Below are 24,249 nucleotides of genomic sequence, written 5' to 3'. Positions count from 1 at the left end.
GTCATTCCAGGACGATGCGCAGCATCCAGCCCGGAATGACGAGAAGCTAGGCCCCCGCCATTCGATATGTCCCACCGATCACGGGATCGCCGTCCGTCGTCACCACGCCGCGCGCGACCAGATCTTCCAGATGCGCCAGGACCGAATAGCCGGCGGCCGTCGTCAGCCTGGGATCGATACCGATATAGATCGCGCGCACCATGGTCGGGATATCGGCCTCGCCCTTGGCTAGGCGATGCAGGATCGAGGCCTCGCGCGCCTTGCGGTGGCGGATCAGGAAGCGCACGAAGCGCTGGCCGTCCGGGATCTCCGGGCCGTGGCCTGAGAAATACAGATCCTCCTCGCGCGCGGCGAGGCGGTCGAGCGACTCCATGTAGTCGATCATCGAGCCATCGGGCGGCGCCACGATCGAGGTCGACCAGCCCATCACGTGATCGCCGACGAAGTTGAATTTCCGTTCGGGCCAGGCGAAGGCGAGATGATTGGCGGTGTGGCCGGGCGTCGCCACGGCCTCCAGACGCCAGCCGGCCCCCTCGACGACATCGCCATGGGCGATCCTGATATCGGGCGCGAAATCGCGGTCGGCGCCGGACTCCGGATTGTGCTTCTCGCTCTCGAAGCGCGGGCGCGAGGCACGGTGCGGGCCCTCGGCATAGACGGGCGCGCCGGTCGCCTGCTTGATCCGCGCGGTGTTCGGCGAATGGTCGCGATGGGTGTGGGTGACGAAGATATGGCTCACCGTCTCGCCGCGCACGGCATCGAGCAGCGCCGCCGCATGCGCCTCATCGTCCGGGCCGGGATCGATGATCGCGACGTTGCCTTGGCCTACGATGTAGCTGACCGTGCCGGTGAAGGTGAACGGGCTCGGATTGTTACAGAGCACGCGCCGCACGCCGGGACGGACTTCCTCGACGACACCGGCTTTGAGCGGAAAGTTGCGGTTGAACGGGATGTCGTCGTTGTCGGACATGGGACTTCCTGTGCACTGCAGCCCCAACCCTCACCGTCATACCCCGCGAAAGCGGGTATCCAGTACGCCGCGGCGCCTGAGGCGAAGGCGAGGTCTCTGGGATACTGGATCGCCCGCTCTAGTGCGCAATTGCGCACAGGGCGGGCGATGACAGCGGAGCAAACTAGCCGCGGCCGAAGAACGCTGCGACTAGAAAAACGCCTGGATGCCCGTGATCGCACGTCCCAGGATCAGGGCGTGGACGTCGTGAGTCCCCTCGTACGTGTTGACGGTCTCGAGGTTATGGACGTGGCGCATCACGTGGTACTCGGCCGAGATGCCGTTGCCACCGTGCATGTCTCGCGCGACGCGGGCGATATCGAGGGCCTTGCCGCAATTGTTGCGCTTCATGATCGAGATCATCTCGGGGGCAAACTTGCCCTCGTCCATCAGACGGCCGACGCGAAGCGAACCCTGGAGGCCCAGCGCGATCTCGGTTTCCATGTCCGCCAGCTTCTTCTGCACGAGCTGGGTCGCGGCGAGCGGCTTGCCGAACTGCTTGCGATCGAGCGTGTACTGGCGGGCGCGGTGCATACAGTCCTCGGCGGCGCCGAGCGCACCCCAGGAGATACCGTAGCGGGCGCGGTTGAGGCAGCCGAACGGGCCCTTGAGGCCGGACACGTTGGGCAGCAGCGCGTCCTCGGGAACCACGACGCCATCCATCACGACCTCACCGGTGATCGAGGCGCGCAGGGACAGCTTGCCGCCGATCTTCGGCGCGGAGAGGCCCTTCATGCCCTTTTCCAGCACGAAGCCGCGGATCTGGTTGTCGTGCTCGGCCGACTTGGCCCAGACCACGAACACGTCGGCGATCGGCGCGTTCGAGATCCACATCTTGCTGCCGGTCAGGCGATAGCCATCCGAGACCTTCTCGGCGCGGGTCTTCATGCCGGCCGGATCGGAGCCGGCGTCGGGCTCGGTGAGACCGAAGCAGCCGACCCATTCGCCGCTGGCGAGCTTCGGCAGGTACTTCTTGCGCTGGTTCTCGTCGCCATAGGCGTAGATCGGGTACATCACCAGCGAGGACTGCACCGAGTTCATCGAGCGATAGCCGGAATCGACCCGCTCGATCTCGCGCGCGACGAGGCCGTAGGCGACGTAGCTCGCATTGGCACAGCCATATTCCTCAGGCAGCGTAATGCCGATCAGGCCGAGCTCGCCCATCTCGTTGAAGATCTCGCGGTCGGTCTTCTCCTCGAGATACGCCTTGGTGACGCGCGGCAGCAGCTTGTCCTGGGCATAGGCGCGCGCGGTGTCGCGCACCATGCGCTCGTCTTCGGTGAGCTGCTCGTCGAGCAGGAACGGATCGTCCCATTGGAAAGAAGCCGCAGCCGGCTTGTCCTTGGTCTGAGGGCGCACGCTCATGAAACGTCCTTTCGTCTGGTTCCGTCAAAATTTGCCCGACAAAGTAAAGCGCCGCGGCAACAAGTGCAATTGCGTTGCAGATGGATGGCTCTGCGTGAACCCCGGGGATGCGCAACGCGCGCCCCCGGAATGACAGCGCTAGCTTTCAAGCTGCTCGTTGGCGACGATCTCGATGCCGAAGCCTGACAGGCCCTTGTAGTCGTGCACCGAAGAGGTGAGGTGGCGGATCGAGGTGACGCCGAGGTCGCGCAGGATCTGCGCGCCGACACCGACCTCGCGCCACTGGCGGTTGCGGTCCGCCTCGCTCGCGCTCTCATCGGGCAGCGGAGCAACGGGGACACCGGCGGCGCCGTCACGCAGGTAAACCAAGACGCCACGGCCGGACTTCTTGAAGTGCTCGAGCACCGCCGCCATGCGCTTGTGGCCGGTGAAGATGTCCTTGACAATGTTGGGCTTGTGGAAGCGCGTCAGCACGTTCTTGCCGTCGCCGACGCCGTTATAGACGAACGCGACGTGGGCGATGGAATCGAACGGCGAGCGGTAGGCATAGCCCTGAAGCGGCCCGATCGGGCTGTCGGTGACGAAGGTCGAGACCCGCTCGATCAGCTTCTCGCGCACCTGGCGGTAGGCGATCATGTCGGCGATGGTGACATGCTTGAGCTTGTGCCTGGCGGCGAACTGCGCAACCTGCTCGCCCTTCATCACGCTGCCGTCGTCGTTCATCAGCTCGCTGATGACACCGACCGGCGGCAGGCCGGAGAGCTTGCACAGATCGACCGCGGCCTCGGTATGGCCGGAGCGCAAGAGCACGCCGCCGTCCTTGGCAATCAGCGGGAAGATGTGGCCCGGGCGGGCAAAATCGTTGGCGCCGACATTGGGATTGGACAGCGCGCGGCAGCACGAGGCGCGCTCTTCGGCCGAGATGCCGGTGCCGCCGTCGGGCTTGTAGTCGATCGAGACCGTGAATGCGGTGGTGTGCGCGGAATCGTTGTGGGCCACCATCGGATCGAGCCGGAGGCGGCGCGCGTCCTCGGTGGTCACCGGCGCGCAGACGATGCCGGAGGTATGGCGGATGATGAACGCCATCTTCTCGGCGGTGCAGAGCGAGGCGGCGACGATCAGATCGCCCTCGCCCTCGCGGTCCTCGTCGTCGGTGACGACCACGAGCTCACCCCGGGCAAAGGCCTGCAAGACTTCCTGAACGTTATCGGGCATTTCCCAATCTCTATCGGTTATGGCCGGGAGGCTTAGCCGGACGCCTTAGCCGGACTTGGCCCCAAGCGCTAGTGTCCTGGACGCAACCGCATATGCCTGATGGCGGGCCGGCCCGCGGGTCTAAGGCTTGCACCGAAGATACCAGGGATATAGGCGCACACGGCCCGGACGGAAAGCGGCCGCGCCGCCTTCAGGGCAGCACTTCGCGCCGCTCGCCGAGCCGGACATCGAGCTCGGCCCGCTTGTCGGCCAGCAGGCCAGCCTGGGCCGCTTCGATCACGGTAAACAGCTCATGAGCGTCGCTGAGCCGGGTCACCGTGACGTAGCTGGCGCCGGCCGCGTAGAGCTCGCTCACATCCGACAAAAGATCGGCCGTGGCCACGATCATGGCGGTCGGGTTGAGGGTACGGACGTGGCGGACCAGCTTCTCGTTGCTGGCGCCCTTGAGAAGGGCGTCCGGCACGCTGAGGATGATCATCTCGGACTTGCCGACGCCGGCATGGAGCAGCGTGTCGGCGCTGCTGATGTCACCATAGATCACGTGCAGGCCGCGCGACAGCAGCGTCTTGTACACATTGGGATTGAAGTCGATCACGGTGATCTGCTCGAGCAGCACCGGCGCCTGCCGTTCGATCTCGGCCAGCAGCGCGCTCGCCGCACGGAAAAAGCCGAGGATGACGATGCGGCGGGCCTCGCCGTGGCCGCCCTCGTGCCCCTCCTCGGCGTGGCCGTTGCCATGGTCGAGGTCGCGCAGGCCGATCCGCTTCAGGGGGCCGATCGCCCAGCGGGTGATCTCGTCGCTGCGGGTCATCACGAAGGTCGAGAGCACCGCCAGCACCACGAAGGCAAAGGAGGCCGCATTCGCCGTTTCGGCCGCGATATGATGGTCGGCGACGCCGGTCTGGATCACCACCAGCGAGAACTCGGAGATCTGCGCGAGGTTAAGGGCCGGCAACAGGCTGGCGCGCAGGCCCTGCTTCATCAGGTAGAGCGGGGCGAAGGTGGTGACGAGGCGGCTGACCACCGTGAACGCCGCGATCATCAAGGCAAGCCCGATCACGGAGAGGCCCGGCACGGGAATGGTCATGCCGAGCGCGACAAAGAACAGCGTGATGAAGAAGTCGCGGAGCGTGGTGACCTTGGCGGTGACGTCGAGGGCGTAAGGGAAGGTCGACAGCGAAACGCCGGCGATCAGCGCACCCATCTCGCGCGAGAGTGAGAGCCGCTCCGCGGTCTCGGCGACGAGGAAGCACCAGGCGAGCGCGCCAAGCAGGATCAGCTCGGGGCGGCGGGCAATCTGATGGAATAGGCGCGGCAGCACGTAGCGGCTGACCAGCAGCGCGGCGGCGACCAGCACCGCGACACGGCCGATCGACAGCAGGATGACGCTGACCTCGAGATTGGCGAGGCTCGGCTGCACCGCCAGGAACAGGATGGCGAAGATATCCTGGAGCACCAGCACACCGAGCGTGATGCGGCCGGGCAGCGTGTCGAGCTCGCGCTTCTCGTAGAGCACCTTGACGATGATCACGGTGCTCGACAGCGCGCAGGCGACGCAGAGATAGACCGCATCGAAATGCCCACCGCCGAGCGACAGGCCGATGCCAACGAAGAACAGCACCCCGAGCACGCAGCCGCCGATGAGCTGGCCGCCCGCCGCGAACAGGATCACCTTTCCCGCCCGCACGATCTTCTTCAGGTCGATCTCGAGCCCGATCATGAACAGCATGAAGATCAGGCCGAGCTCGGAGATGACGCTGATCGATTCCTGCGATTTGACCCAGCCGGCACCGAATGGACCTATGCAGAAGCCGGCGATAAGGTAGGCCAGGATCAGCGGCTGCCGGGAGAAATGGGCGAGCAGGCCCAGCATCCAGGCAAACAGAATACAGAGAGTGATGTCGCGAATGAGTTCGTGCATACCAAATTGGTCCGTTTTGCCGCACCCTAGGGCCAGGTTGCGGCGCGGCAAGCGAGCAATTCGTCACATGCGAGCAGGGCTTTTCGCAGCAATGCTGCTATGTCCCCTCGCCTCTGCCGCGCCCGCAGCCGCGCAATCCAAAGTCAATATCGAACAAAACTTTGCCGATTCGCTCACCACACTGCCGAAGGAGGAACTCGCCGTCTCCGGCGGGTTCTATGTGCCCGCCTATTCCAGCGTCGCGATGAGCCAGGGCAAACTACGTGTCGACTTCTCGGTGACGCTGAGCGTTCACAACGCCTCCGAGACCCAGCCGCTGGTGGTCAAACGCATCGCCTATTTCGACACCGCAGGCAAGCAGGTCGAGACCTACCTGAAGGGCCAGGTGGCGCTGAAGCCTCTGGCCACCGTCTCGATCTTCATTCCGACCGACGATGTGCGCGGGGGGACCGGGGCCAATTTCCTTGTCGACTGGGCCGCAACAGGCGAGATCGCCGAGCCAGTGGTCGAGGCCTTGATGGTTGGCGGCGTCGCCAATGCGCATTACGCTTTCATCAGCCTGGGCCGTCCGACGAGGACGGCCGGCAAGAAGTAAGGCACGCCGGCGCAAGGCCGGCCGCTCAACAAGAACAAAACGAGGAACGCCCCCATGACGTCCAGCTTCGATTTCGCGCCCCTGTTTCCCGCAGGGCTGCCGGCCCCTTCCGCGCGCTGGACGGGCCTCGCCAAGTACAGTTTCGTCGGCGGCAACAACGATTCCGAGCAGTTGCCGCTCGACGGCCTGATCGAGGCGACCAATTCCGCCCTGCAAAAGGAAGGCCGCTCGCTCGCGACCTACGGCCTGGCGCACGGGCCGCAGGGCTACCTGCCCTTGCGCGAATTCCTGGTGACAAAACTGAAGCGCGACGCCGGCATCAACTGCACCGTCGACGATCTCCTGATCGTCTCCGGCTCGCTCCAGGCGCTCGACCTCGTCAACGCGACGCTGCTGACACGCGGCGATACCGTGATCTTCGAGCAGGACAGCTATCAGGGCTCGTTGACCCGACTGGCGCGGCTCGGGGTCAACGTCGTCGGTATCCCCCTCGACAAGGACGGCATGCGCATGGATGTGCTGGCCTCGACGCTGGCCGATTTGAAGAGCCGCGGCATCCGGCCGAAATACATCTACACCATCCCGACCGTGCAGAACCCGACCGGCAGCATCATGCCGGAGAGCCGCCGCACCGAACTGGTGCGGCTCGCGGCCGAATATGGCGTGCCCATCTTCGAGGACGATTGCTACGCCGATCTCGTCTGGTCGGGGCAGCGACCGCCGGCGATCCACGCGATGAGCCCGAACGGCGGCGTGATCCATATCGGCTCGTTCTCGAAATCGATCGCACCGGCGCTGCGCGTCGGCTTCATCGTCGCGCCCTGGGATGTGATGTCGCGGATGCTGGCGCTGAAGACGGATGCAGGCTCCGGCGCACTGGAGCAGATGGTGCTGGCCGCCTATTGCAAGCCGCATTTCTCGACCCACGTGCCCGCGTTGACGAAGGCGCTGCGCACCAAGCTCGATACGCTGATGGAGGCGCTGAACGAGCAGTTCGGGACGGCGGCCGAGTTCGAGGAGCCCAAGGGCGGCATCTTCCTGTGGGTGAAGCTGCCCGACCAGGTCGATACGCTAAAACTCTATCAAGCCGCGCTCGCCGCCGGCGTGTCGATCAATCCGGGCCCGGAATGGTCGACCAACAAGCCCCATTCCAGCTCGCGGCTCAGGCTGTGCTTTGCGAGCCCCTCGCATCAGCAGATCCGTGAGGGCGTCGCCGTGCTGGCCGAGGTCTGCCGCAAGGAGTTCGGCGTGCCGGCCCGCAGCGCCAACGTGGAGAAGCGGGCCTAAGGCTCGCTCTAGGCCACCTGAGGCTGGCTGCCGTGGATCGCGGAGGCCAGCCGCAGCAGCAGCACGATCGAGACGTTGCCCTTGCCGGCCTCGATCTGGGCGATGTAGCGCTCGGAAATCCCGGAGCGGCGTGCCAGCTCCCGGCGCGACAGCTCGCACCGCGCACGCGAGGACCTCAAGCGCTCGCCCAGCTCGGCCAGGAACGCGGTCTCGGAATAAGGCGGCACGGCACAGCTCCCCGGCAGTACCTCGCCCGCGAAATCCACGACTTGATTCAGCATCGCTCTCACCAACTTCGCCTTCGGGAGCGCCATCCTACCCTTGATACGACCGGCCTCATTGACGCGGATCAAATTCGCGCGCGATTGCCAGCTCGCATGGACGATCGCGCGCGGGATGCTACACTTGGACTTGTTCGAGGCGGGGTTTTTCAGGACATGAAGCGTTGTCTAGGCTGCTGGATCGCGGCGGCGATGCTGTGGATTGCGTTCACGCCAGCGGCGGGCGCCGAGACGCTTGCGGCGACGGTCGAGCAATGGGGCCTGCTCGGTTCATGGGCGGTCGATTGCGCGGCGCGGCCGGACCGCGACAAGGGCTCGCTGTTGACTTACGAGATCAGGAAGGACGGCCGGGTGATGTACCGGCGCGATTTCGGCGAGGCCAGGGACGAGAACGAAGTTGTGTCCGCCACGGTCGAAGCCGAGGGCCTGCTCAATGTGATGGTGTACTTCCCCTCGCTGCACCAGACGCGTGAGTTCGGGCTGCTGCTGGCGAAGGATGGCAGCTTGCGCGCGATCTACAATCGCAGCGAGCGCGGTGTGTACACGATCAGGGACGGCAAATACGTCGCGACAGGCGCGCCGACACCAGCGCAGCAACGCTGCGATTGAGCATCACGTTTGAGCATGATCGTTTGGAAAACCGCTTCACACTTTTCCGGATCATGGTCTGTCTGAACATCCATTCAGAATTCTCTTCCAGTTCCTCCGGAACGTTCGCACACATGCGCCGTTCTCATGTGCATTGCATTGGAGGAGGACATCATGAAGAAGCTTGGTTATGTGGTTGCGGCTCTCGGCGCGCTCGCGATCGTTGCACCGACGATGGCGAATGCCGAAACGGTGGTGATCAAGAACGGCTACCATCATGGCTACGGCGCCCGCGCCGAAATGCGCGAGCATCGCGACCACGGCTGGCATCGCGGCTGGCACCATCACGACCGGGTCGTCGTGGTCAAGCGCGGTCACCATCACCACTGGGATTAATGCGTAACGCATGATGGAAATGGCCCCTCGCGGGGCCATTTCTTTGCGCTCTTTCTTCCTTCTCCCCTTGTGGGAGAAGGTGGCGCGAAGCGCCGGACGAGGGGTTGCTTCAGCGCATTCAATGAGAATTGGACTCGCGGATGGAGACCCCTCACCCGTCTCGCCGCTACGCAGCGAGCCACCCTCTCCCGCAAGGGGAGAGGGTAAGGGCGGCGCGTTCAGCGTCGAGTTTTAATCCCACACCGGCGCAAAGCCTGGATTGACGCAACGCCTGTCCTTGGGCAACGCCGCGATCTTCTTGCGGTCGGCATCGTCGAGCGTGATCTTCAGCGCATCGAGGTTGGCTTGCTGGCTCTCCCGGCGCGAGGCCTTCGGGATCGCAGCGACACCGCCCTGGTCGAGCAGCCATTTCAGCGCGACCTGCGCGGCGGTCGCGTTGTGCCTGGCGCCGATCTCGGCCAACGCCGGATCTGACGCGATGCGTCCTTGCGCGAGCGGGCAATAGGCGACCAGCGGGATCGATTTGGCGTTGAGATAGGCCAGCACCCTCGATTGATCGAGCATGGCGTGATATTCGATCTGGTTGCAGGCGATCGGCGCCTTGATGTCCTCGACCGCGATCTTGAGCAGCGCCGTGGTGAAATTGGCAACGCCGATCGCCCGCGTACGCCCCTCCTCCTTCAGCTTCATCAGGGTCTCGAACACCGCGCCCCAGTTCGCGGATTTCGACGGCCAGTGCACGAGGTAGAGATCAACATGGTCGAGCCGGAGCTTGGTCAGGCTGGCGTCGAAGGCGCGGCGGATCGCATCGGGGCTGAGATTCTCGTGCCAGACCTTGGTCGTGACATGCAGCTCGCCGCGCGGCAGCCGGGCCGCGGCGAGCGCGGCACCGATCGATTCTTCGTTGGCGTACATCTCGGCGGTGTCGATGTGGCGATAGCCGATCGACAGTGCGCTCTCGACCGCCGCGCGGCAGGCATCGCCCTGCATGCGGAAAGTGCCAAGGCCGAGCTTGGGCATGCTGATGCCCTGTGTCTTCAGATGATCCATGAGCTAACTCCTGACGTATTTCAGCCGCCGAACACGCGGTGGGGCCGCAAGGGCAGACTCTTCGGTGATTGAAAAGAGGTGGCGGGGATAGAGACTATAGCGCAGGAGACGCGAGGCGGCCAATCAAGATCGGGTTAGTGCTGGGATGCGCGATCCGTCCCCACCGTCATGCCCGGGCATAGCCGTCCGAAGGACGGCGTCGCTTCCGCTCGCCTATGCCCGGGCATCCACGTTCTCAGGGCCGAGCAGCAAGGCGTGGATGGCCGGGTCAAGCCCGGCCATGACGACGGAGAGAGTTGCCCACTCACGAATGCTGCGCGACCACGGCCGGGCGCGCCTGCGGCTGCGGCTGCGGCACGATGTCGACCGACCAGAGGTCGCGGTTGTCGACGTCTTTCAAGGTCACGGTCATCACGCCGCTCGCACCGTCGATATCGACCCTGCCGAAGAACTGCAGGCCGAAGCACGGCGCAAGGTTCTCCCCCTGCGCCTCGCTGCAGCCGTTCTGGTACATCGCGACCGGGCCAAACGTATTGTCGAGCTCGCCCGGACCCCAGGTGCCGGCATGCAGGGGTCCGGAGACGAACTCCCAGAACGGCTCAAAATCCTGGAATTGCGCCTTGTTCGGATCGTAGTAATGCGCGGCGGTGTAGTGCATGTCGGCGGTGAGCCAGACGATGTTGCGCACGCCCGCGTGCTTGATCGAGGCCAGCAGATCGGCGACCTCATGCTCACGCCGATCGGGCGCTCCGTTGCCGAGCGCGACGGCATCGAGACTGACGAGGCCAATCGGCAGGTCGGCCGCGATCACCTTCCAGGTCGCGCGCGAAGCGGCGAGCTCCCGCTTCAGCCATGCGAGCTGCTCGGCACCGAGAATCCAGCCGCGATGGTCCTCGCCCTTGTTCCAGCTGTCGTCACGATAGCTGCGCATGTCGATCATGAAGACGTCGAGCAGCGGACCATAAGCGATCTTGCGATAGACGCGCCCCTGTCGCGTGCCGATGTCGCGGATCGGCATGAAATCGAAGAAGGCACGGCGGGCACGCGCGACCAGGCGCGGCGTGCCGTCGTCCTCATAGCCGGCGTTGTCGTAGCTGCCGGTCGGCGACCAGTCGTTGGTGACCTCGTGATCGTCCCACTGTGCGAACATCGGCACCTGCGCGTGGAAGGCGCGAAAATGCTCGTCGAGATGGTTGTATTTGTAGTTGCCGCGGAATTGCGCCAGCGTGTGCGCGGCCTCGGCTTTCTCCTCGGTCACCAGATTGCGCCAGGTCTCGCCGTTCGGCAGCTTCTGCTCGGAGGGAATCGTGCAGTCGGCGTAGATATGATCGCCGGAGTGGATGAAGAAGTCCGGGCGATTCTCGAGCATGGTGCGATAGCTGCGATAGCCGCCGCGCGAGATGTCGATGCCCCAGCCCTGCCCCGCGACGTCGCCCGACCACACGAACGAGATAGATTGCCCTGCAGCCGGCGCGGTGCGGAAATGGCCGACGCGGCTTTCGCCGGCAATGCCGGTCGCGATGTCGTCGAAACGCACGCGATAGAAGATATCCTGCCCGGACGGCAGATCGTTCAGCAGCAGTTTTGCGGTGAAGTCGGCATCGGGCAGCGCGTCGCGCGAAGCTGACGCTATGATCGTCTTGAAACTCTCGACGGTCGCGCATTCCACCTGCATCCGCGCGGGCCGGTCGGCGCGCGCCCAGATCACGGCGGAGCCATCCGAGACGTCGCCGGACTGAATGCCGCCCGCGATCTGCGGGCGATCGGCGGCGCGGCTGATGGATGGCTTTGCGACTGTGCCGAGCGCGGCAACGGCGAGGCTTGAAGTCGAGCGGACCAGGAACTGCCGCCGGGTCCATGCGCGCGAGGCGCGGAGCGTTGCCATTCAGGAAACCTTCGTCGAATCGCGACGGAAGGTGCCTGCGCTCCTTGACTCCTATCCTGACGGTTTCTTGACTCCGCGCCTACGGTTTTGCGACGCCCGGATGACGCGAGAGATCCGGCTAGTGCTTCCAGTTGCAAATGCCGCCGGTGCGGCACGGCCAGGTCTGGATGCGGGTGTCCATCGCCTGCGCGTCCAGCGGATTGCCGCGACGATGTGCAAGCTTGGTGCGCGCTGCGCCGCGTGGCTGGGCGCCCCTGGCATGAACAACCTTCGGCTGGGCCACGTGCACGCGTTCGGCGGCAACTTTCTTCGGCACGTCGATGGGTTCGCCGCGCGCCTGCGCCTCGTTGCCTCCCTTCGCCTCCAACGCAACCGGGGCGAACTGCGTCTCGGGCCCGAGCCGCTTTGGCGACAGCACCGCCTTGGAGAGATCGAGACCGAGATATTCGTCGGGCTTGTAGTCGTCAGCGCGCGCAATGCCGCCCCATGCGAGCACGAGGGCAACGGCAACTGCAAATGGAACGCTCTTCAGGACCACGGACGCCTCCTGAAATTGCTTATTTCAAGGGGTAATTTACTCCTATTTAGGAGGCGTCACGCGCAATTCCAGCGGCCAAGTGCCGCCGTGGTTAAGAAGTTTGGCGGAGTCAGGCGAGCTTTCGCGCCGCACCCGTCCCGTCCAGGAACCCCATCAGGCGGCTGCGGATGATCTCTTCCGCCTCATCCATGATGCGATCGACGAGCTCCTTGCAGGAGGGGATGTCGTGGATCAGCCCTGCGACCATGCCGCAGCTCCAGGCACCCGCGTCCATCTGGCCGTCCAGCATGATCTTCGGATAGACGCCCGCGACCTGGTCGTGGATGTCGTCGATGCTCAGCTTGGCGCCCTTCTCGCGCTCGATCTCGAGCAGACGATCGACGTTGGCGTTCTTCAGCACGCGCTCGGTGTTGCGCAGAGCGCGCATGATCAGCCGGGTGTCGAGCTCGGTTGCCGCAACAAGCGCGTTCTTCACGTTCTGATGCACCGGTGCTTCCTTGGTGGCGATGAAGCGCGTGCCCATGTTCATGCCGGCCGCGCCCAGCGACAGCGCCGCGACGAGGCTGCGCCCGTCAGCCATGCCGCCGGAGGCCACGAACGGAATCTTCAGTTCCTCCGCCGCGCGCGGCAGCAGGATCATGTTGGGAATGTCGTCCTCGCCGGGATGGCCGCCGCACTCAAAGCCGTCGACGCTGACGGCGTCGCAGCCGATGCGCTCGGCCTTCAGGGAGTGGCGCACGGACGTGCATTTGTGGATCACCTTGATGCCGGCGGCCTTCAGCGCAGGCATGTATTGCTCCGGGCTGCGCCCCGCCGTCTCCACCGCCTTGATGCCGCCTTCGACGATGGCCGCGATGTATTCCGGATAAGGCGGCGCCGAGAAGGTCGGCAGGAAGGTGAGGTTCACGCCGAACGGCTTGTCCGTCATGTCGCGACAGCGCGCGATTTCCTTCGCGAGCAATTCCGGCGTCTTCTGCGTGAGGCCCGTGATGATGCCGAGCCCGCCGGCATTGGAGAAGGCAGCGGCGAGTTCGGCAAAGCCGACGAAATGCATGCCACCCTGGATGATCGGGTGCTCGATGCCGAACAGTTCGGTGATCGCGGTCTTCACGTAGGGGCCTCCCGGATTTCAGTTTGTATTGAGATCAGTCTAGCCGCAGTCTTGCTCCGCGGTCACCATTTCTCTCCGAAGGGACGGATCTCCATCTCGAAGGTCCAGGCGCTCTTCGGCTGCTGATAGAGCTGCCAATAGGCATCCGCGACAGATGACGGCGGCATCAGAAGATCGGGATTATCAAGCGCATTCGCCCCGAGCGCTTCGAGCCGGCGCTGCCGCACCCACTCGGTGTCGACGCCGGAATCGATGATGAGATGGGCGACGTGGATGTTGTTCGGCCCGAGCTCGCGCGCCATCGCCTGCGCCACCGCGCGCAGTCCGAATTTTGCGCTGGCAAAGGCAGCAAAGCCGCTGCCGCCGCGCAGGCTCGCCGTCGCGCCGGTGAAGAAGATGTTGCCGCCACCGCGCGGCAGCATCAGCCGCGCCGCTTCCCTGCCGGCCAGGAAGCCGGAATAGCAGGCCATCTCCCACACCTTCCGGAACACGCGCTCGGTGGTGTCGAGGATCGGGAAATTGACGTTGGCACCGACGTTGAAGATGCAGACTTCGAGCGGCGCATGCTGGTCGGCGTCATTGAGGAAGGAGATGACCTCCTCCTCTTTGCGTGCATCGAGCGAGCGCGCGTGAATCTCGCCGCCGGCGGCCTCGATGTCCTTCACCAGCGGCGCCAGCTTGTCGCCGTTGCGGCGCCCGGCAAAGACCGTGAAACCTTCCGCGGAAAATTTCTTGGCGATCTCGGAGCCGATGAAATCGCCGGCCCCGATCACGGCGGCTGTCGCGTTTCGCTTGGGCAAGGTCACCTCCTCCGGTGAGAACGGTATGTGATTGGGCCGGAGGCTATAGTTCTAAAATAGAACTGTCAAACTACAGGGGTGAATGATATTCTTTATTAGAAATAGCGCTGATCATTCAAGTCAGTTCCTTTTTCTGACTTACTACCCTTTGCCGGAGATCGCTACATGAAGTGGGACACGCTGGATGAAGAGCCCTGCTCGCTCTCCCGGACCGTCGCCGTGGTCGGCGACCGCTGGACGCTGCTGATCCTGCGCGAATGTTTTTTACGCGTGCGCCGGTTCGAGGCGTTTCAGTCCTCGCTCCAGATCACGCGGCACCTCCTCTCGGAGCGTCTGAAGAAGCTGGTGCGGTTCGGCATCCTGCGCCGCGTCCCCTATTCCGAGGCGCCCAAGCGCTACGAATACATCCTGACGCAGAAGGGCCTCGACCTCTACCCGATCATCATGGCGATGGTGCATTGGGGCGACACCCACATGGGTGACGAGCGCGGCCGCCCGCTGCTGCACCAGCACAAGACTTGCGGCAAGGAGTTCGACCCTGTGATGGTCTGCTCGGAATGCGGTGAGCCGCTGCATGCGAAACAGGTGCATGTGCATGCGGGACCGGGACGGAAGGAGGCGGTGGGGTAAAGTGGCGCCAAGCAAACGGTGTCGTGCCCCGGCTTGACCGGGGCATCCAGTCGGTGGGCCGTTCCTTGCTCATCGGAGCTCGCTTTCCATGGGAGCTTACGCGAAGGGAACGCCGTAATACGAGTTGATGCCTCGGACTGCCGCATCATCACCCCAGTTCCAGTCGCTGCGCTCGCCGTATTTCGGCGCGCCTTCGAGCGTCTTGGCGGTGATCCCGGTGACATAGCCGCCGAGCTCCGTATCGTATTTCAGCGACTGCCAGGGCAGCGGATAGTGGTCGTTGCCGAGGCCCAGGAAACCGCCGAAGCCGAGCACGACGTAGGAGACCTTGCCGCTGACCTTGTCGATCATCACGCGTTCGATCGAACCGATCTTGCTGCGATCGGCGCCATAGACCGATGTTCCCTCGACCTTGTCGCTGCCGATCAACCTGTCCATCTCGCTGCGGTCCAACTCGTCTTGCATCAGCATCCCAATTCTCCACTCAGCCAACGTGTGAACCAACCGGGTCTGCGAGCGAACGTTCCGGCGCATGTTCTGGTGGTCGCATCAGACACGGAGCACGGTCGCCAGGGGCGATCAGCGAGCGGCCGCGGCCTCCGGTAGCATCAGGAAATCATGCATCGCGGCAGCGGTCTGAAGCTGATCGATGCGCGCCACAACAGAATCGCGCCGCTGTCCATCCGGCAAGCCCGACAGTTCGTGCTCGAGCCGCAGCTGCTCTGCCTTGAGACGTTGTTCGAACGTGTGGGGCTCAGATCGTCTTCGCATCTTCCGTCCTCGGTGGTTGCAGCCCCGAGCTGTTGGCCCAGCGCTCGACTTGCTCGATGACCTTCTGGTGACTCGGACGCACCGGTTTGGGCGGCTCGGGCTCTTCAGAAAGCTTGCGGGGTAACCTGACTTCCTCCGTCATGGCCTGTTCTCCCTCTCTTCCGAAAGAATGCGCCACCGCCAGAGTTGTTTCAATAATAACTTATTGATTTTACTGATTATTTCTACTCATCTGGCGATTTTTCCGACTCTTGTGGAACTCGCACCAAACTCGTTCGTTGAGCAAACTACTCAACTTACTCACTTTGCGTGATCGACCATGAATGACCTTCGCGCCGAGCGCCTCCAGGTCATGCTCTCGCCGGAAGAGCTGGCCGCCGTCGATGATTTTCGATTCAAGCACCGCATGCCGACACGCGCTGCGGCGGTCCGAGAGCTCCTCAAATTCGGGCTCGCAGCCGCGGGCATCGAGACGAGCATCGACCCGTCGGCAGGCATCAAATCAAGCGAGTTTGGTGTCTTTGGTCGCGGTCCCGAAGGACACGCGCCCGCGAAGCCCGAGGGCGACACCGAGGATTGAGTCTCTCACAAGCAAAACGACCCCGGCACAGTGGGGTACCAGGGCCGTCCTTGGAGATTGCTTCCGGCGCACCGGGGGCATGACAGCCGGAAGCAATCCGTCGACTCGTCGCGAAGGGATTCGTTCCTCGCGAGAACTAGCCGGTCGGCGCGTCGCCGGAATCGTCCGGCATCACGCCGGAGCCCGGTGTCTTGGTGTTGTCGTTGAGCTTGGGATCGCGCGTCGCTTCGCGCGACGGCGAGCCCTTCGAATCCGTCTTGTGCACGGTTTGCGCGCGCTGTTTGTCGCGCGGTTGATCTTCCCCCCGCTTGTCCTTGACGATGCCGTGGTCGGAATGCGCCATGATGTCCTCTCGCCTCTCCAGATGTCCTGAAGCGCTTACGCGCCGGCACAACGAATGTTCCAGCGCGCGAGGCCCGCAGCGCTAACTATGCGTGGCGTGGATTGCCGCCGATGCATTCTCCAGATGCACCTGCCGCACCGTCGTCACTGTCGCGAACGCGACCGAGACGCCAAAGGCGAGAATGAGCGAAAGAAGAGCCAGACGTGGAGCCATCGCAAAACCTCCTTCTGGAATCAAAATCAACGCGATCGACAGTTCGTGGATGATCCTGGATTGGTTGCTTGCATTCCGTGAGCAGTCTCACATGCAGATTCACAAAGATGAGAGCGCTTACGCATCCTGCGTTCGGAGGACGCGGACCTTTACGGGCGGGATTTCACCGTCCAGCCAGTCCTGCTCGTTCGCCAATGCCGTCCAGGCATCCGCCATGCGCAAATAACGCTTGTGGGTGGGCTGCCCTTCCGCGCGCTCGGCGAGCTGAAGGCAGTTGTCGGCGTTATCCCTGAAAATGTCAGACTGTTTCATACAGAAGATGTGGGAACGGAACTCTCGCTCCGCAATCGCCCTTACCGGATCGTAACGCGAGGGAACTTCGCACGAGGTCGGTCATTGGAGATGCATGAGGATTCTCGTCGCGATCATCCTGGCTTTCATCAGCACCTCGGCGTTCGCCGACAATATGGGTGAGCGAACGGCCGGCGACCGTGTGCCGACAGCAACCGATGTCATCACCGGCCTCTACAGCTTCAGCCGTTTCCAGCAGAGCCTGCTGGAAAGCACCGACCTGAAAGGCAATGCGGAGGTGAAGAATCTCGCGGCCCTGCGCGCCGAGGAGGCGGGCAAGCGCGACAAAACCCTGAAGCAGATTCAGGACGCGATCGGTGCGGAGCCGCACGCCGGTAAGACGACGTCAGTGAGCGCAAGCCTCGTCGAGCCGGAAAATGCGGATGGACCGACTTACGTCAGAAGCTTCTATGCCGCGCAAATCCCCGAATATGACTCCGCCATCAGCCTGCTCGAGCGCTATCTGAAAGCGCCCGACAATCCTGCGCTCGCCGCCTTCGCGCGCGCGCAATTGCCGATGCTGCGCACGCAGGTGAAAGATGCGGAGCGCACCATGGCGGACAAATAGCAGCCCTATTTGTCTTCCGGATGATGCTGTTCGCTCTACGGCCGCACCGTACGATCACTCTCGGGGCCGGCATCGCCGTTGTCGTCCCTGCCGCCCGAAGTCGAGGTGTCGCTGCCGCTGGGGTTCGATCTGGTCGCAGTCCCCGTGGCCTGCGAATCAGCGTGTGGCGTGGCGGAGCTTGCGGCGGGGTCGCCAGTCACAGCCCCGCGCCCGCTGGGCGCGCCAGCCCTCTCTCCTAGGACGGCTCTGAGCTCTGGTGCAGCGGCCGGCCGGCTTTTTCCTGAACGGGATGGAACCATCGTCACTCCTCACCGTTAATTTTAATTTGGCCGGGCTGAGCACGGCAGGTTCCAATTCCAAGCGCCGCAACGTTGGCGCTTGATTTCGAATTTGGCTGACGCTCTATTTTGACAACTGCGTCACGCCTTGGATTCGGCCGACGCCGCGGGGGAATCAGTATGAGCGACCTCGATCCCGGAACTGCATCACGCTCCGGTCGTCGCGTTCCAAAGCCAAAAACCAACGGTATGTCGGACCCGGATTCGCGGCCGGAATTGCTGCTTGCCTTGCAGGCCATGCGCAGCGGCGATTTTTCGGTGCGGATGAGCGGGGACTATCTCGGCATCGACGGCAAGATCGCCGACACTTTTAATGAAATCATCGCCGCCAACCAGCGCATGGCGCAGCAGCTCGAGCTGGTCGGTCAGGTCGTAGGGCGCGAGGGCAAGACCCGCCAGCGTGTGAAGTTCGGCCTCGCCAGCGGCTCCTGGGCTGACATGGAAGGCTCCGTCAACACGCTGATCGACGACCTCCTGTGGCCGACGCGCGAGGTGACGCGCGCGGTCGCGGCGGTGGCGCAAGGCGACCTGCTCCAGACCGTCAAGCTGGACGTCGACGGCCGCCCGCTGCGCGGCGAATTCCTGCAGTCGGCGACCATCGTCAACACCATGATCAAGCAGCTCGGCGTGTTCACCTCCGAGGTGACGCGCGTCGCGCGCGAGGTCGGCACCGAAGGCAAGCTCGGCGGCCAGGCCCAGGTGCCGGAAGTGACCGGCGTCTGGAAGGATCTGACCGAGAGCGTCAACTCGATGGCGAACAACCTGACCAACCAGGTTCGCAACATCGCCGAGGTCACGATCGCGGTCGCCAACGGCGACTTGTCCAAGAAGATCACCGTCGACGTCCGCGGCGAGATCCTTCAGCTCAAGGAAGCCATCAACACGATGGTGGACCAGCTGCGCTCCTTCGCCTCCGAAGTGACGCGCGTGGCGCGCGAGGTCGGCACCGACGGCAAGCTCGGCGGCCAGGCGATCGTGCCCGGCGTCGCCGGCACCTGGAAGGACCTCACCGACTCCGTCAACGCGATGTGCGGCAACCTCACCGCCCAAGTCCGCAACATCGCCAACGTCACCACTGCCGTGGCGCGCGGCGACCTGTCGCGCAAGATCACCGTGGACGTGCGCGGCGAGATCCTGGAGCTGAAGGACACCATCAACACCATGGTGGACCAGCTCAACTCCTTCGCCTCCGAAGTGACGCGCGTGGCGCGCGAGGTCGGCACCGAAGGCAAGCTCGGCGGCCAGGCCCAGGTGCCAGGTGTGGCCGGCACCTGGAAGGACCTCACCGACAACGTCAACTTCATGGCCTCGAACCTGACCGCGCAGGTCCGCAACATCGCCGACGTCGCGACCGCGATCGCCGGCGGCGACTTGTCGAAGAAGATCACGGTGACCGTCTCGGGCGAGATCCTTCAGCTGAAGGAAACGCTCAACACCATGGTGGACCAGCTCAATGCGTTTGCCGGCGAAGTCACGCGCGTCGCGCGCGAGGTCGGCACCGAGGGGCGGCTCGGCGGTCAAGCCAACGTGCTCGGCGTCGCCGGCACCTGGAAGGACCTCACCGAGAGCGTCAACTCGATGGCGTCAAACCTGACCGCACAGGTCCGCAACATCGCCGAGGTGACGACGGCGGTCGCGGGCGGCGATCTGTCGAAGAAGATCACCGTGGACGTGCGCGGCGAAATCCTGGAGCTGAAAGACACCATCAACACGATGGTGGACCAGCTCAACGCCTTCGCCGGCGAAGTCACCCGCGTCGCGCGCGAGGTCGGCACCGAAGGCAAGCTCGGCGGCCAGGCCCAAGTGCGCGGCGTCGCCGGTACCTGGAAGGACTTGACGGACTCGGTCAACTCGATGGCCTCGAACCTGACCGGTCAGGTCCGTAACATCGCCGAGGTCGCGACCGCCGTTGCGAAGGGCGACTTGTCGAAGAAGATCACCGTGAACGTGTCGGGCGAAATCCTTCAGCTGAAGGAAACGCTCAACACCATGGTGGACCAGCTCAACGCCTTCGCCGGCGAAGTCACGCGCGTGGCGCGCGAGGTCGGCACCGAAGGCAAGCTCGGCGGCCAGGCCCAGGTGACGGGCGTCGCTGGCACCTGGAAGGACTTGACCGACAACGTCAACTCGATGGCGGGCAATCTCACCGCCCAGGTCCGGAACATCGCCGAGGTCGCAACCGCCATCGCCGGCGGTGACCTGTCACGCAAGATCACGGTGGACGTCCGCGGCGAGATCCTTCAGCTCAAGGACACGCTGAACACGATGGTCGACCAGCTCAACCGCTTCGCGGGCGAGGTGACGCGCGTGGCGCGCGAGGTCGGCACCGAAGGCCGGCTCGGCGGCCAGGCCAACGTGCCCGGCGTCGCCGGCACCTGGAAGGATTTGACCGACAGCGTGAACTCGATGGCGGGCAACCTCACCGCCCAGGTCCGCAACATCGCCGAAGTGACCACCGCCGTGGCGCGCGGCGACTTGTCGCGCAAGATCACCGTGGACGTGAAGGGCGAAATCCTCGAGCTGAAGAACACCATCAACACCATGGTGGACCAGCTCAACGGCTTTGCCGGCGAAGTGACGCGCGTGGCGCGCGAGGTCGGTACCGAGGGCAAGCTCGGCGGCCAGGCCGAAGTGCCCGGCGTTGCCGGCACCTGGAAGGACCTCACCGACAACGTCAACTTCATGGCCTCCAACCTGACGGCCCAGGTCCGCAACATCGCCGAGGTCGCGACCGCGATCGCCGGCGGCGACCTGTCGAAGAAGATCACGGTGGACGTGCGCGGCGAGATCTTGCTGCTCAAGGACACCCTGAACACGATGGTGGAGCAGCTCCGCTCCTTCGCCGCCGAAGTGACCCGCGTCGCGCGCGAGGTCGGCACCGAGGGCCGGCTCGGCGGTCAGGCCGTCGTGCCCGGCGTCGGCGGTACCTGGAAGGATCTCACCGACAACGTCAATTTGCTGGCCGCGAACCTCACGACGCAGGTCCGCAACATCGCCGAAGTCACGACCGCGGTCGCGCGCGGCGACTTGTCCCGCAAGATTACCGTGGACGTGAAAGGCGAGATCCTCGAGCTGAAGAACACCATCAACACCATGGTGGACCAGCTCAACGCGTTTGCCGGCGAAGTCACCCGCGTCGCGCGTGAAGTCGGCACCGAAGGCGAACTCGGCGGCCAGGCCCAGGTGCCCGGTGTGGCCGGCACCTGGAAGGACCTCACCGACACCGTCAACTTCATGGCGGCGAACCTGACCGAGCAGGTCCGCGGCATCGTCAAGGTGGTGACCGCGGTTGCGAACGGTGATTTGAAACAAAATCTCACCGTGAAATCCAAGGGCGAGGTCGCGGCGCTCGCCGACACCATCAACAACATGACCGAGACGCTCGCGACCTTCGCCGATCAGGTGACGTCGGTGGCGCGCGAGGTCGGCGTCGAGGGACGGCTCGGCGGCCAGGCCGACGTGCCCGGCGCCGCCGGCACCTGGAAGGATCTCACCGGCAACGTCAACCTGCTCGCAGCCAACCTCACGTCGCAGGTGCGCGCCATCGCGGAAGTCGCGACCGCCGTGACCAAGGGCGACCTGACGCGGTCGATCCAGGTCGACGCCCGCGGCGAAGTCGCCGAGCTGAAAGACAACATCAACACGATGATCACGAACCTCCGTCTCACCACGGACGTGAACACCGAGCAGGACTGGCTGAAGACCAATCTCGCCAAATTCACCAACATGCTCCAGGGCCAGCGCGATCTCACCACCGTCGGCCGGCTGCTGCTGACCGAATTGTCGCCCCTGGTGAACGCCCATACCGGCGTGATCTATCAGGTCGAGAACGAGGATAGTCCGCGGCTCCTGCTGCTCGCTTCCTATGCCGGCGACGGCGTCTATCCCTATCAGCGCGTGCTCCCGCTCGGCGACGGCCTGATCGGCCAATGCGCCCTCGACAGACGGCCGCGCGTCATCGCCGACATTCCACCCGACGTGGTGCCAATCAACTCGGCGCTGTTCCGCGTCGCGCCAAAGAACCTCGTCGTGCTGCCGGTGCTGTTCGAAGGCCAGGTCAAGGCGGTGATCGAGCTCGCCTCGCTGACCTCGTTCACGACCTCGCAGATGACGTTCCTCGAGCAGCTTACCGACTCCATCGGCATCGTGCTCAACTCGATCGAGGCGACGATGCAGACCGAAGGCCTGCTCAAGCAGTCGCAGCAGCTTGCCGGCGAGCTTCAGACCCAGCAGCGCGAATTGCAGCAGACCAACGACCAGCTCGAGCAGAAGGCGCAGCAGCTCGCCGAGCGCAACGTCGAGGTCGAGCGCAAGAACCAGGAAATCGAGCAGGCCCGCCGCGCACTGGAGGAAAAGGCGACCGAGCTCGCGCTGACCTCGAAGTACAAGTCCGAATTCCTCGCCAATATGAGCCACGAGCTGCGCACACCGCTGAACTCGATCCTGATCCTGGGACAGCAGCTCACCGACAATCCGGATGGCAACCTCTCGGCCAAGCAGGTCGAGTTCGCCCGCACCATCCATGGCGCCGGCACCGACCTGCTCAACCTCATCAGCGACATCCTGGATCTCTCCAAGATCGAATCCGGCACGGTGACGGTCGACGCCGAGGAGATTCTGACTGCGAACCTGCTCGAGACCGTCGGGCGGCCGTTCCGGCACGAGGCGGAAAACCGCAACCTGTCGTTCAAGATCGACGTCGACCCGAACCTGGCCCGCAGCATCGTCACCGACTCCAAACGCCTGCAGCAGGTCCTCAAGAACCTGCTTTCCAACGCCTTCAAGTTCACCGCCGAAGGCGAGGTGCGCCTGAAGGTCGTCGCCGCGGTCGGCGGCTGGGGCACGGATCACCCAGTGCTGAACTCCGCGCCGGCGGTGATCGCGTTCGAGGTGACGGACACCGGCATCGGCATTCCCCTGGAGAAGCAGAAGCTGATCTTCGAGGCGTTCCAGCAGGCGGACGCCGGCACCAGCCGCAAATACGGCGGCACCGGTCTCGGACTTGCGATCAGCCGCGAGCTCGCGAGCCTGCTCGGCGGCGAGATCCATCTGCGCAGCGCGCCCGGCAAGGGCTCGTCCTTCACGCTCTATCTGCCGCTGAAATATTCCGGCCCGACGCTCGCGCCGCGTGCGCCCGCGCCGCAGCAGTACAGTCAGCCGCCGGCGTTGCAAGCGGCTGCACCCGAACAGCAGCGCGTCATCGAGCAGATCGCCGACGACCGGCTCAATCTCGAGCCCGGTGACACCATCCTGCTCATCGTCGAGGACGATCCGCATTATGCCCGCGTGCTGGTCGATCTCGCCCGCGACAAGGGCTTCAAGGTTCTGGTCGCCGCGCGCGGCGCGGAGGCCCTGGAGCTTGCGAAGCAGTACCAGCCGCGGGCCGTTTCGCTCGACGTGTTCCTGCCTGACATGCTGGGCTGGACGGTGCTGAGCCAGCTCAAGCACAATCCGCTAACCCGCCACATTCCCGTGCAGATCATCACGCTCGACGAGGACCGCCAGCATGCGCTGGCCCGCGGCGCCTTCTCCTTCGTCAACAAGCCGACCACGACCGAGGGCGTCTCGGCCGCGCTGACGCAGATCAAGGAATACGCGCGGCCGCGGCGCAAGCGGCTCCTGATCGTCGAGGACAACGAGGCCGAGCAGCTCTCGATCCGCGAGCTGCTGCATCACGACGACATCGAGATCGTGACGACGGATACCGGCGCCGGCGCGCTCTCGACGCTGCGCGAGGCACCCTGCGATTGCGTGGTGCTCGACCTGCGGCTGCCCGACATGAGCGGCTTCGAGGTGCTGGACCAGATCCGCAACGACGAGAGCCTGTCGAACGTTCCGGTGGTGGTCTTCACCGGCCGCGAGCTCTCGGCGGAGGAGGATGCGGAACTCCACACCATGGCGCGCAGCATCGTGGTCAAGGGCGTGGAATCGCCGGAGCGCCTGCTCGACGAGACCGCCTTGTTCCTGCATCGCGTGATCACGGAACTGCCGGTCGAGAAGCAGCGCATGCTGGAGAAGCTGAACAGTTCCGACGAAGACCTGATCGGCAAGACCGCCCTGCTCGTCGACGACGACGCCCGCAACATCTTCGCGCTGTCGAGCGTCTTGGAACGGCGAGGCATGAAGGTGCTGACGGCCACGACCGGCCGCGAGGCGGTGACGCTGGTCGAATCCAATCCGGAGATCGCCATCGTGCTGATGGACATCATGATGCCGCAGATGGATGGCTATCAGACCATCGGCGTCATTCGCGAAAATCCGGCCTTCGCCCGCCTTCCGATCATCGCGCTGACAGCCAAGGCGATGAAGGGCGACCGTGAGAAATGCCTGGAAGCCGGTGCGTCCGACTACCTCGCCAAACCCGTCAACACCGATCAATTGCTGCTTGCAATCCGCATGTGGCTGCACCGCTGA

24 protein-coding genes are annotated in these 24,249 nt (G+C 64.2%); 8 read left to right on the top strand and 16 right to left on the bottom strand.

Annotated elements, in window-relative coordinates; genetic code table 11:
* Positions 1-46: 46 nt before the first annotated feature.
* The 4 genes from ABIB99_RS00250 to ABIB99_RS00235 all read right to left on the bottom strand — a co-directional run bounded on the left by ABIB99_RS00250 (position 47) and on the right by ABIB99_RS00235 (position 5,510).
* Complete coding sequence (locus tag ABIB99_RS00250) at positions 47-970, bottom strand: MBL fold metallo-hydrolase (RefSeq protein ID WP_028158079.1); 924 nt, start codon at positions 968-970, stop codon at positions 47-49.
* 189 nt (positions 971-1,159) lie between these two features.
* Positions 1,160-2,374 carry an acyl-CoA dehydrogenase gene (locus tag ABIB99_RS00245; RefSeq protein ID WP_028148218.1) on the bottom strand — a complete coding sequence of 405 codons (1,215 nt, stop codon included), beginning with the start codon at positions 2,372-2,374 and terminating at the stop codon, positions 1,160-1,162.
* Between the two features lie 138 nt (positions 2,375-2,512).
* On the bottom strand, positions 2,513-3,589 hold the full coding sequence (gene ribB / locus ABIB99_RS00240; protein ID WP_063984938.1) for a 3,4-dihydroxy-2-butanone-4-phosphate synthase: 1,077 nt from the start codon (positions 3,587-3,589) through the stop codon (positions 2,513-2,515).
* Between the two features lie 190 nt (positions 3,590-3,779).
* Complete coding sequence (locus ABIB99_RS00235; RefSeq protein WP_063984939.1) at positions 3,780-5,510, bottom strand: cation:proton antiporter domain-containing protein; 1,731 nt, start codon at positions 5,508-5,510, stop codon at positions 3,780-3,782.
* A gap of 67 nt (positions 5,511-5,577) precedes the next feature.
* On the opposite strand from ABIB99_RS00235, the gene ABIB99_RS00230 reads away from it, so the two are divergent.
* Both ABIB99_RS00230 and ABIB99_RS00225 read left to right on the top strand, forming a co-directional pair.
* A complete protein-coding gene (locus tag ABIB99_RS00230) occupies positions 5,578-6,105 on the top strand; it encodes a DUF3124 domain-containing protein (RefSeq protein ID WP_063984940.1) in 528 nt (175 codons plus the stop codon).
* Between the two features lie 54 nt (positions 6,106-6,159).
* The gene (locus ABIB99_RS00225; RefSeq protein WP_063984941.1) at positions 6,160-7,392 is read left to right on the top strand and encodes an aminotransferase-like domain-containing protein; all 1,233 of its coding nucleotides are present in this window, start codon (positions 6,160-6,162) and stop codon (positions 7,390-7,392) included.
* A gap of 8 nt (positions 7,393-7,400) precedes the next feature.
* Here ABIB99_RS00225 and ABIB99_RS00220 read toward each other — a convergent pair whose 3' ends face one another.
* Positions 7,401-7,673 carry a helix-turn-helix domain-containing protein gene (locus ABIB99_RS00220; RefSeq protein ID WP_014497240.1) on the bottom strand — a complete coding sequence of 91 codons (273 nt, stop codon included), beginning with the start codon at positions 7,671-7,673 and terminating at the stop codon, positions 7,401-7,403.
* Positions 7,674-7,829: 156 nt separating this feature from the next.
* On the opposite strand from ABIB99_RS00220, the gene ABIB99_RS00215 reads away from it, so the two are divergent.
* Together ABIB99_RS00215 and ABIB99_RS00210 are read left to right on the top strand one after the other, a co-directional pair.
* Entirely contained in the window at positions 7,830-8,282 is a 453-nt protein-coding gene (locus ABIB99_RS00215; RefSeq protein WP_063984942.1) for a hypothetical protein, read from the top strand.
* Positions 8,283-8,435: 153 nt separating this feature from the next.
* A complete protein-coding gene (locus ABIB99_RS00210; protein WP_063986595.1) occupies positions 8,436-8,657 on the top strand; it encodes a hypothetical protein in 222 nt (73 codons plus the stop codon).
* 231 nt (positions 8,658-8,888) lie between these two features.
* Here ABIB99_RS00210 and ABIB99_RS00205 read toward each other — a convergent pair whose 3' ends face one another.
* The 5 genes from ABIB99_RS00205 to ABIB99_RS00185 all read right to left on the bottom strand — a co-directional run bounded on the left by ABIB99_RS00205 (position 8,889) and on the right by ABIB99_RS00185 (position 14,041).
* Positions 8,889-9,707 carry an aldo/keto reductase gene (locus ABIB99_RS00205; RefSeq protein WP_063984943.1) on the bottom strand — a complete coding sequence of 273 codons (819 nt, stop codon included), beginning with the start codon at positions 9,705-9,707 and terminating at the stop codon, positions 8,889-8,891.
* Positions 9,708-10,011: 304 nt separating this feature from the next.
* Positions 10,012-11,592 (bottom strand): alkaline phosphatase D family protein, encoded by a 1,581-nt coding sequence (locus ABIB99_RS00200; protein ID WP_063984944.1) that lies wholly within the window; start codon positions 11,590-11,592, stop codon positions 10,012-10,014.
* A gap of 118 nt (positions 11,593-11,710) precedes the next feature.
* Positions 11,711-12,130 carry a hypothetical protein gene (locus ABIB99_RS00195; RefSeq protein ID WP_063984945.1) on the bottom strand — a complete coding sequence of 140 codons (420 nt, stop codon included), beginning with the start codon at positions 12,128-12,130 and terminating at the stop codon, positions 11,711-11,713.
* 109 nt (positions 12,131-12,239) lie between these two features.
* Entirely contained in the window at positions 12,240-13,241 is a 1,002-nt protein-coding gene (locus ABIB99_RS00190; RefSeq protein WP_354174237.1) for an NAD(P)H-dependent flavin oxidoreductase, read from the bottom strand.
* Between the two features lie 62 nt (positions 13,242-13,303).
* Positions 13,304-14,041, bottom strand: coding sequence for an SDR family oxidoreductase (locus ABIB99_RS00185; RefSeq protein ID WP_063986596.1), 738 nt, complete (start codon positions 14,039-14,041; stop codon positions 13,304-13,306).
* Positions 14,042-14,206: 165 nt separating this feature from the next.
* Here ABIB99_RS00185 and ABIB99_RS00180 point away from each other — a divergent pair, with 165 nt between their 5' ends.
* Positions 14,207-14,671 carry a winged helix-turn-helix transcriptional regulator gene (locus tag ABIB99_RS00180; RefSeq protein WP_014497248.1) on the top strand — a complete coding sequence of 155 codons (465 nt, stop codon included), beginning with the start codon at positions 14,207-14,209 and terminating at the stop codon, positions 14,669-14,671.
* 96 nt (positions 14,672-14,767) lie between these two features.
* Here the strand turns inward: ABIB99_RS00180 and ABIB99_RS00175 are convergent, their stop codons facing one another.
* The 3 genes from ABIB99_RS00175 to ABIB99_RS00165 all read right to left on the bottom strand — a co-directional run bounded on the left by ABIB99_RS00175 (position 14,768) and on the right by ABIB99_RS00165 (position 15,584).
* Complete coding sequence (locus ABIB99_RS00175; RefSeq protein ID WP_354174234.1) at positions 14,768-15,142, bottom strand: PRC-barrel domain-containing protein; 375 nt, start codon at positions 15,140-15,142, stop codon at positions 14,768-14,770.
* Between the two features lie 108 nt (positions 15,143-15,250).
* Positions 15,251-15,442: a hypothetical protein gene (locus ABIB99_RS00170; RefSeq protein ID WP_354174232.1), complete on the bottom strand. Its 192-nt coding sequence runs from the start codon at positions 15,440-15,442 to the stop codon at positions 15,251-15,253.
* Positions 15,426-15,584 (bottom strand): hypothetical protein, encoded by a 159-nt coding sequence (locus ABIB99_RS00165; protein ID WP_354119914.1) that lies wholly within the window; start codon positions 15,582-15,584, stop codon positions 15,426-15,428. The genes ABIB99_RS00170 and ABIB99_RS00165 overlap by 17 nt, the downstream gene beginning before the upstream one ends.
* Before the next feature lie 177 nt (positions 15,585-15,761).
* On the opposite strand from ABIB99_RS00165, the gene ABIB99_RS00160 reads away from it, so the two are divergent.
* Positions 15,762-16,022, top strand: coding sequence for a hypothetical protein (locus ABIB99_RS00160; RefSeq protein ID WP_028148230.1), 261 nt, complete (start codon positions 15,762-15,764; stop codon positions 16,020-16,022).
* Between the two features lie 136 nt (positions 16,023-16,158).
* Here the strand turns inward: ABIB99_RS00160 and ABIB99_RS00155 are convergent, their stop codons facing one another.
* The 3 genes from ABIB99_RS00155 to ABIB99_RS00145 form a co-directional block, all read right to left on the bottom strand.
* Positions 16,159-16,365, bottom strand: coding sequence for a hypothetical protein (locus ABIB99_RS00155; RefSeq protein ID WP_354174229.1), 207 nt, complete (start codon positions 16,363-16,365; stop codon positions 16,159-16,161).
* 81 nt (positions 16,366-16,446) lie between these two features.
* On the bottom strand, positions 16,447-16,578 hold the full coding sequence (locus ABIB99_RS00150; RefSeq protein ID WP_256376429.1) for a hypothetical protein: 132 nt from the start codon (positions 16,576-16,578) through the stop codon (positions 16,447-16,449).
* Positions 16,579-16,695: 117 nt separating this feature from the next.
* Positions 16,696-16,890 carry a hypothetical protein gene (locus tag ABIB99_RS00145; protein WP_063984949.1) on the bottom strand — a complete coding sequence of 65 codons (195 nt, stop codon included), beginning with the start codon at positions 16,888-16,890 and terminating at the stop codon, positions 16,696-16,698.
* A 94-nt stretch (positions 16,891-16,984) separates the two neighbouring features.
* Here ABIB99_RS00145 and ABIB99_RS00140 point away from each other — a divergent pair, with 94 nt between their 5' ends.
* Both ABIB99_RS00140 and ABIB99_RS00135 read left to right on the top strand, forming a co-directional pair.
* Positions 16,985-17,497 (top strand): DUF4142 domain-containing protein, encoded by a 513-nt coding sequence (locus tag ABIB99_RS00140; protein ID WP_354174226.1) that lies wholly within the window; start codon positions 16,985-16,987, stop codon positions 17,495-17,497.
* A 458-nt stretch (positions 17,498-17,955) separates the two neighbouring features.
* Positions 17,956-24,249, top strand: a complete 6,294-nt coding sequence (locus ABIB99_RS00135) for a HAMP domain-containing protein (protein WP_063984951.1) — start codon at positions 17,956-17,958, stop codon at positions 24,247-24,249.

The organism is Bradyrhizobium sp. LA6.1 (assembly GCF_040547805.1).
GTDB lineage: Bacteria > Pseudomonadota > Alphaproteobacteria > Rhizobiales > Xanthobacteraceae > Bradyrhizobium > Bradyrhizobium barranii.
This window is presented reverse-complemented; position numbering and strand designations above follow the sequence as displayed.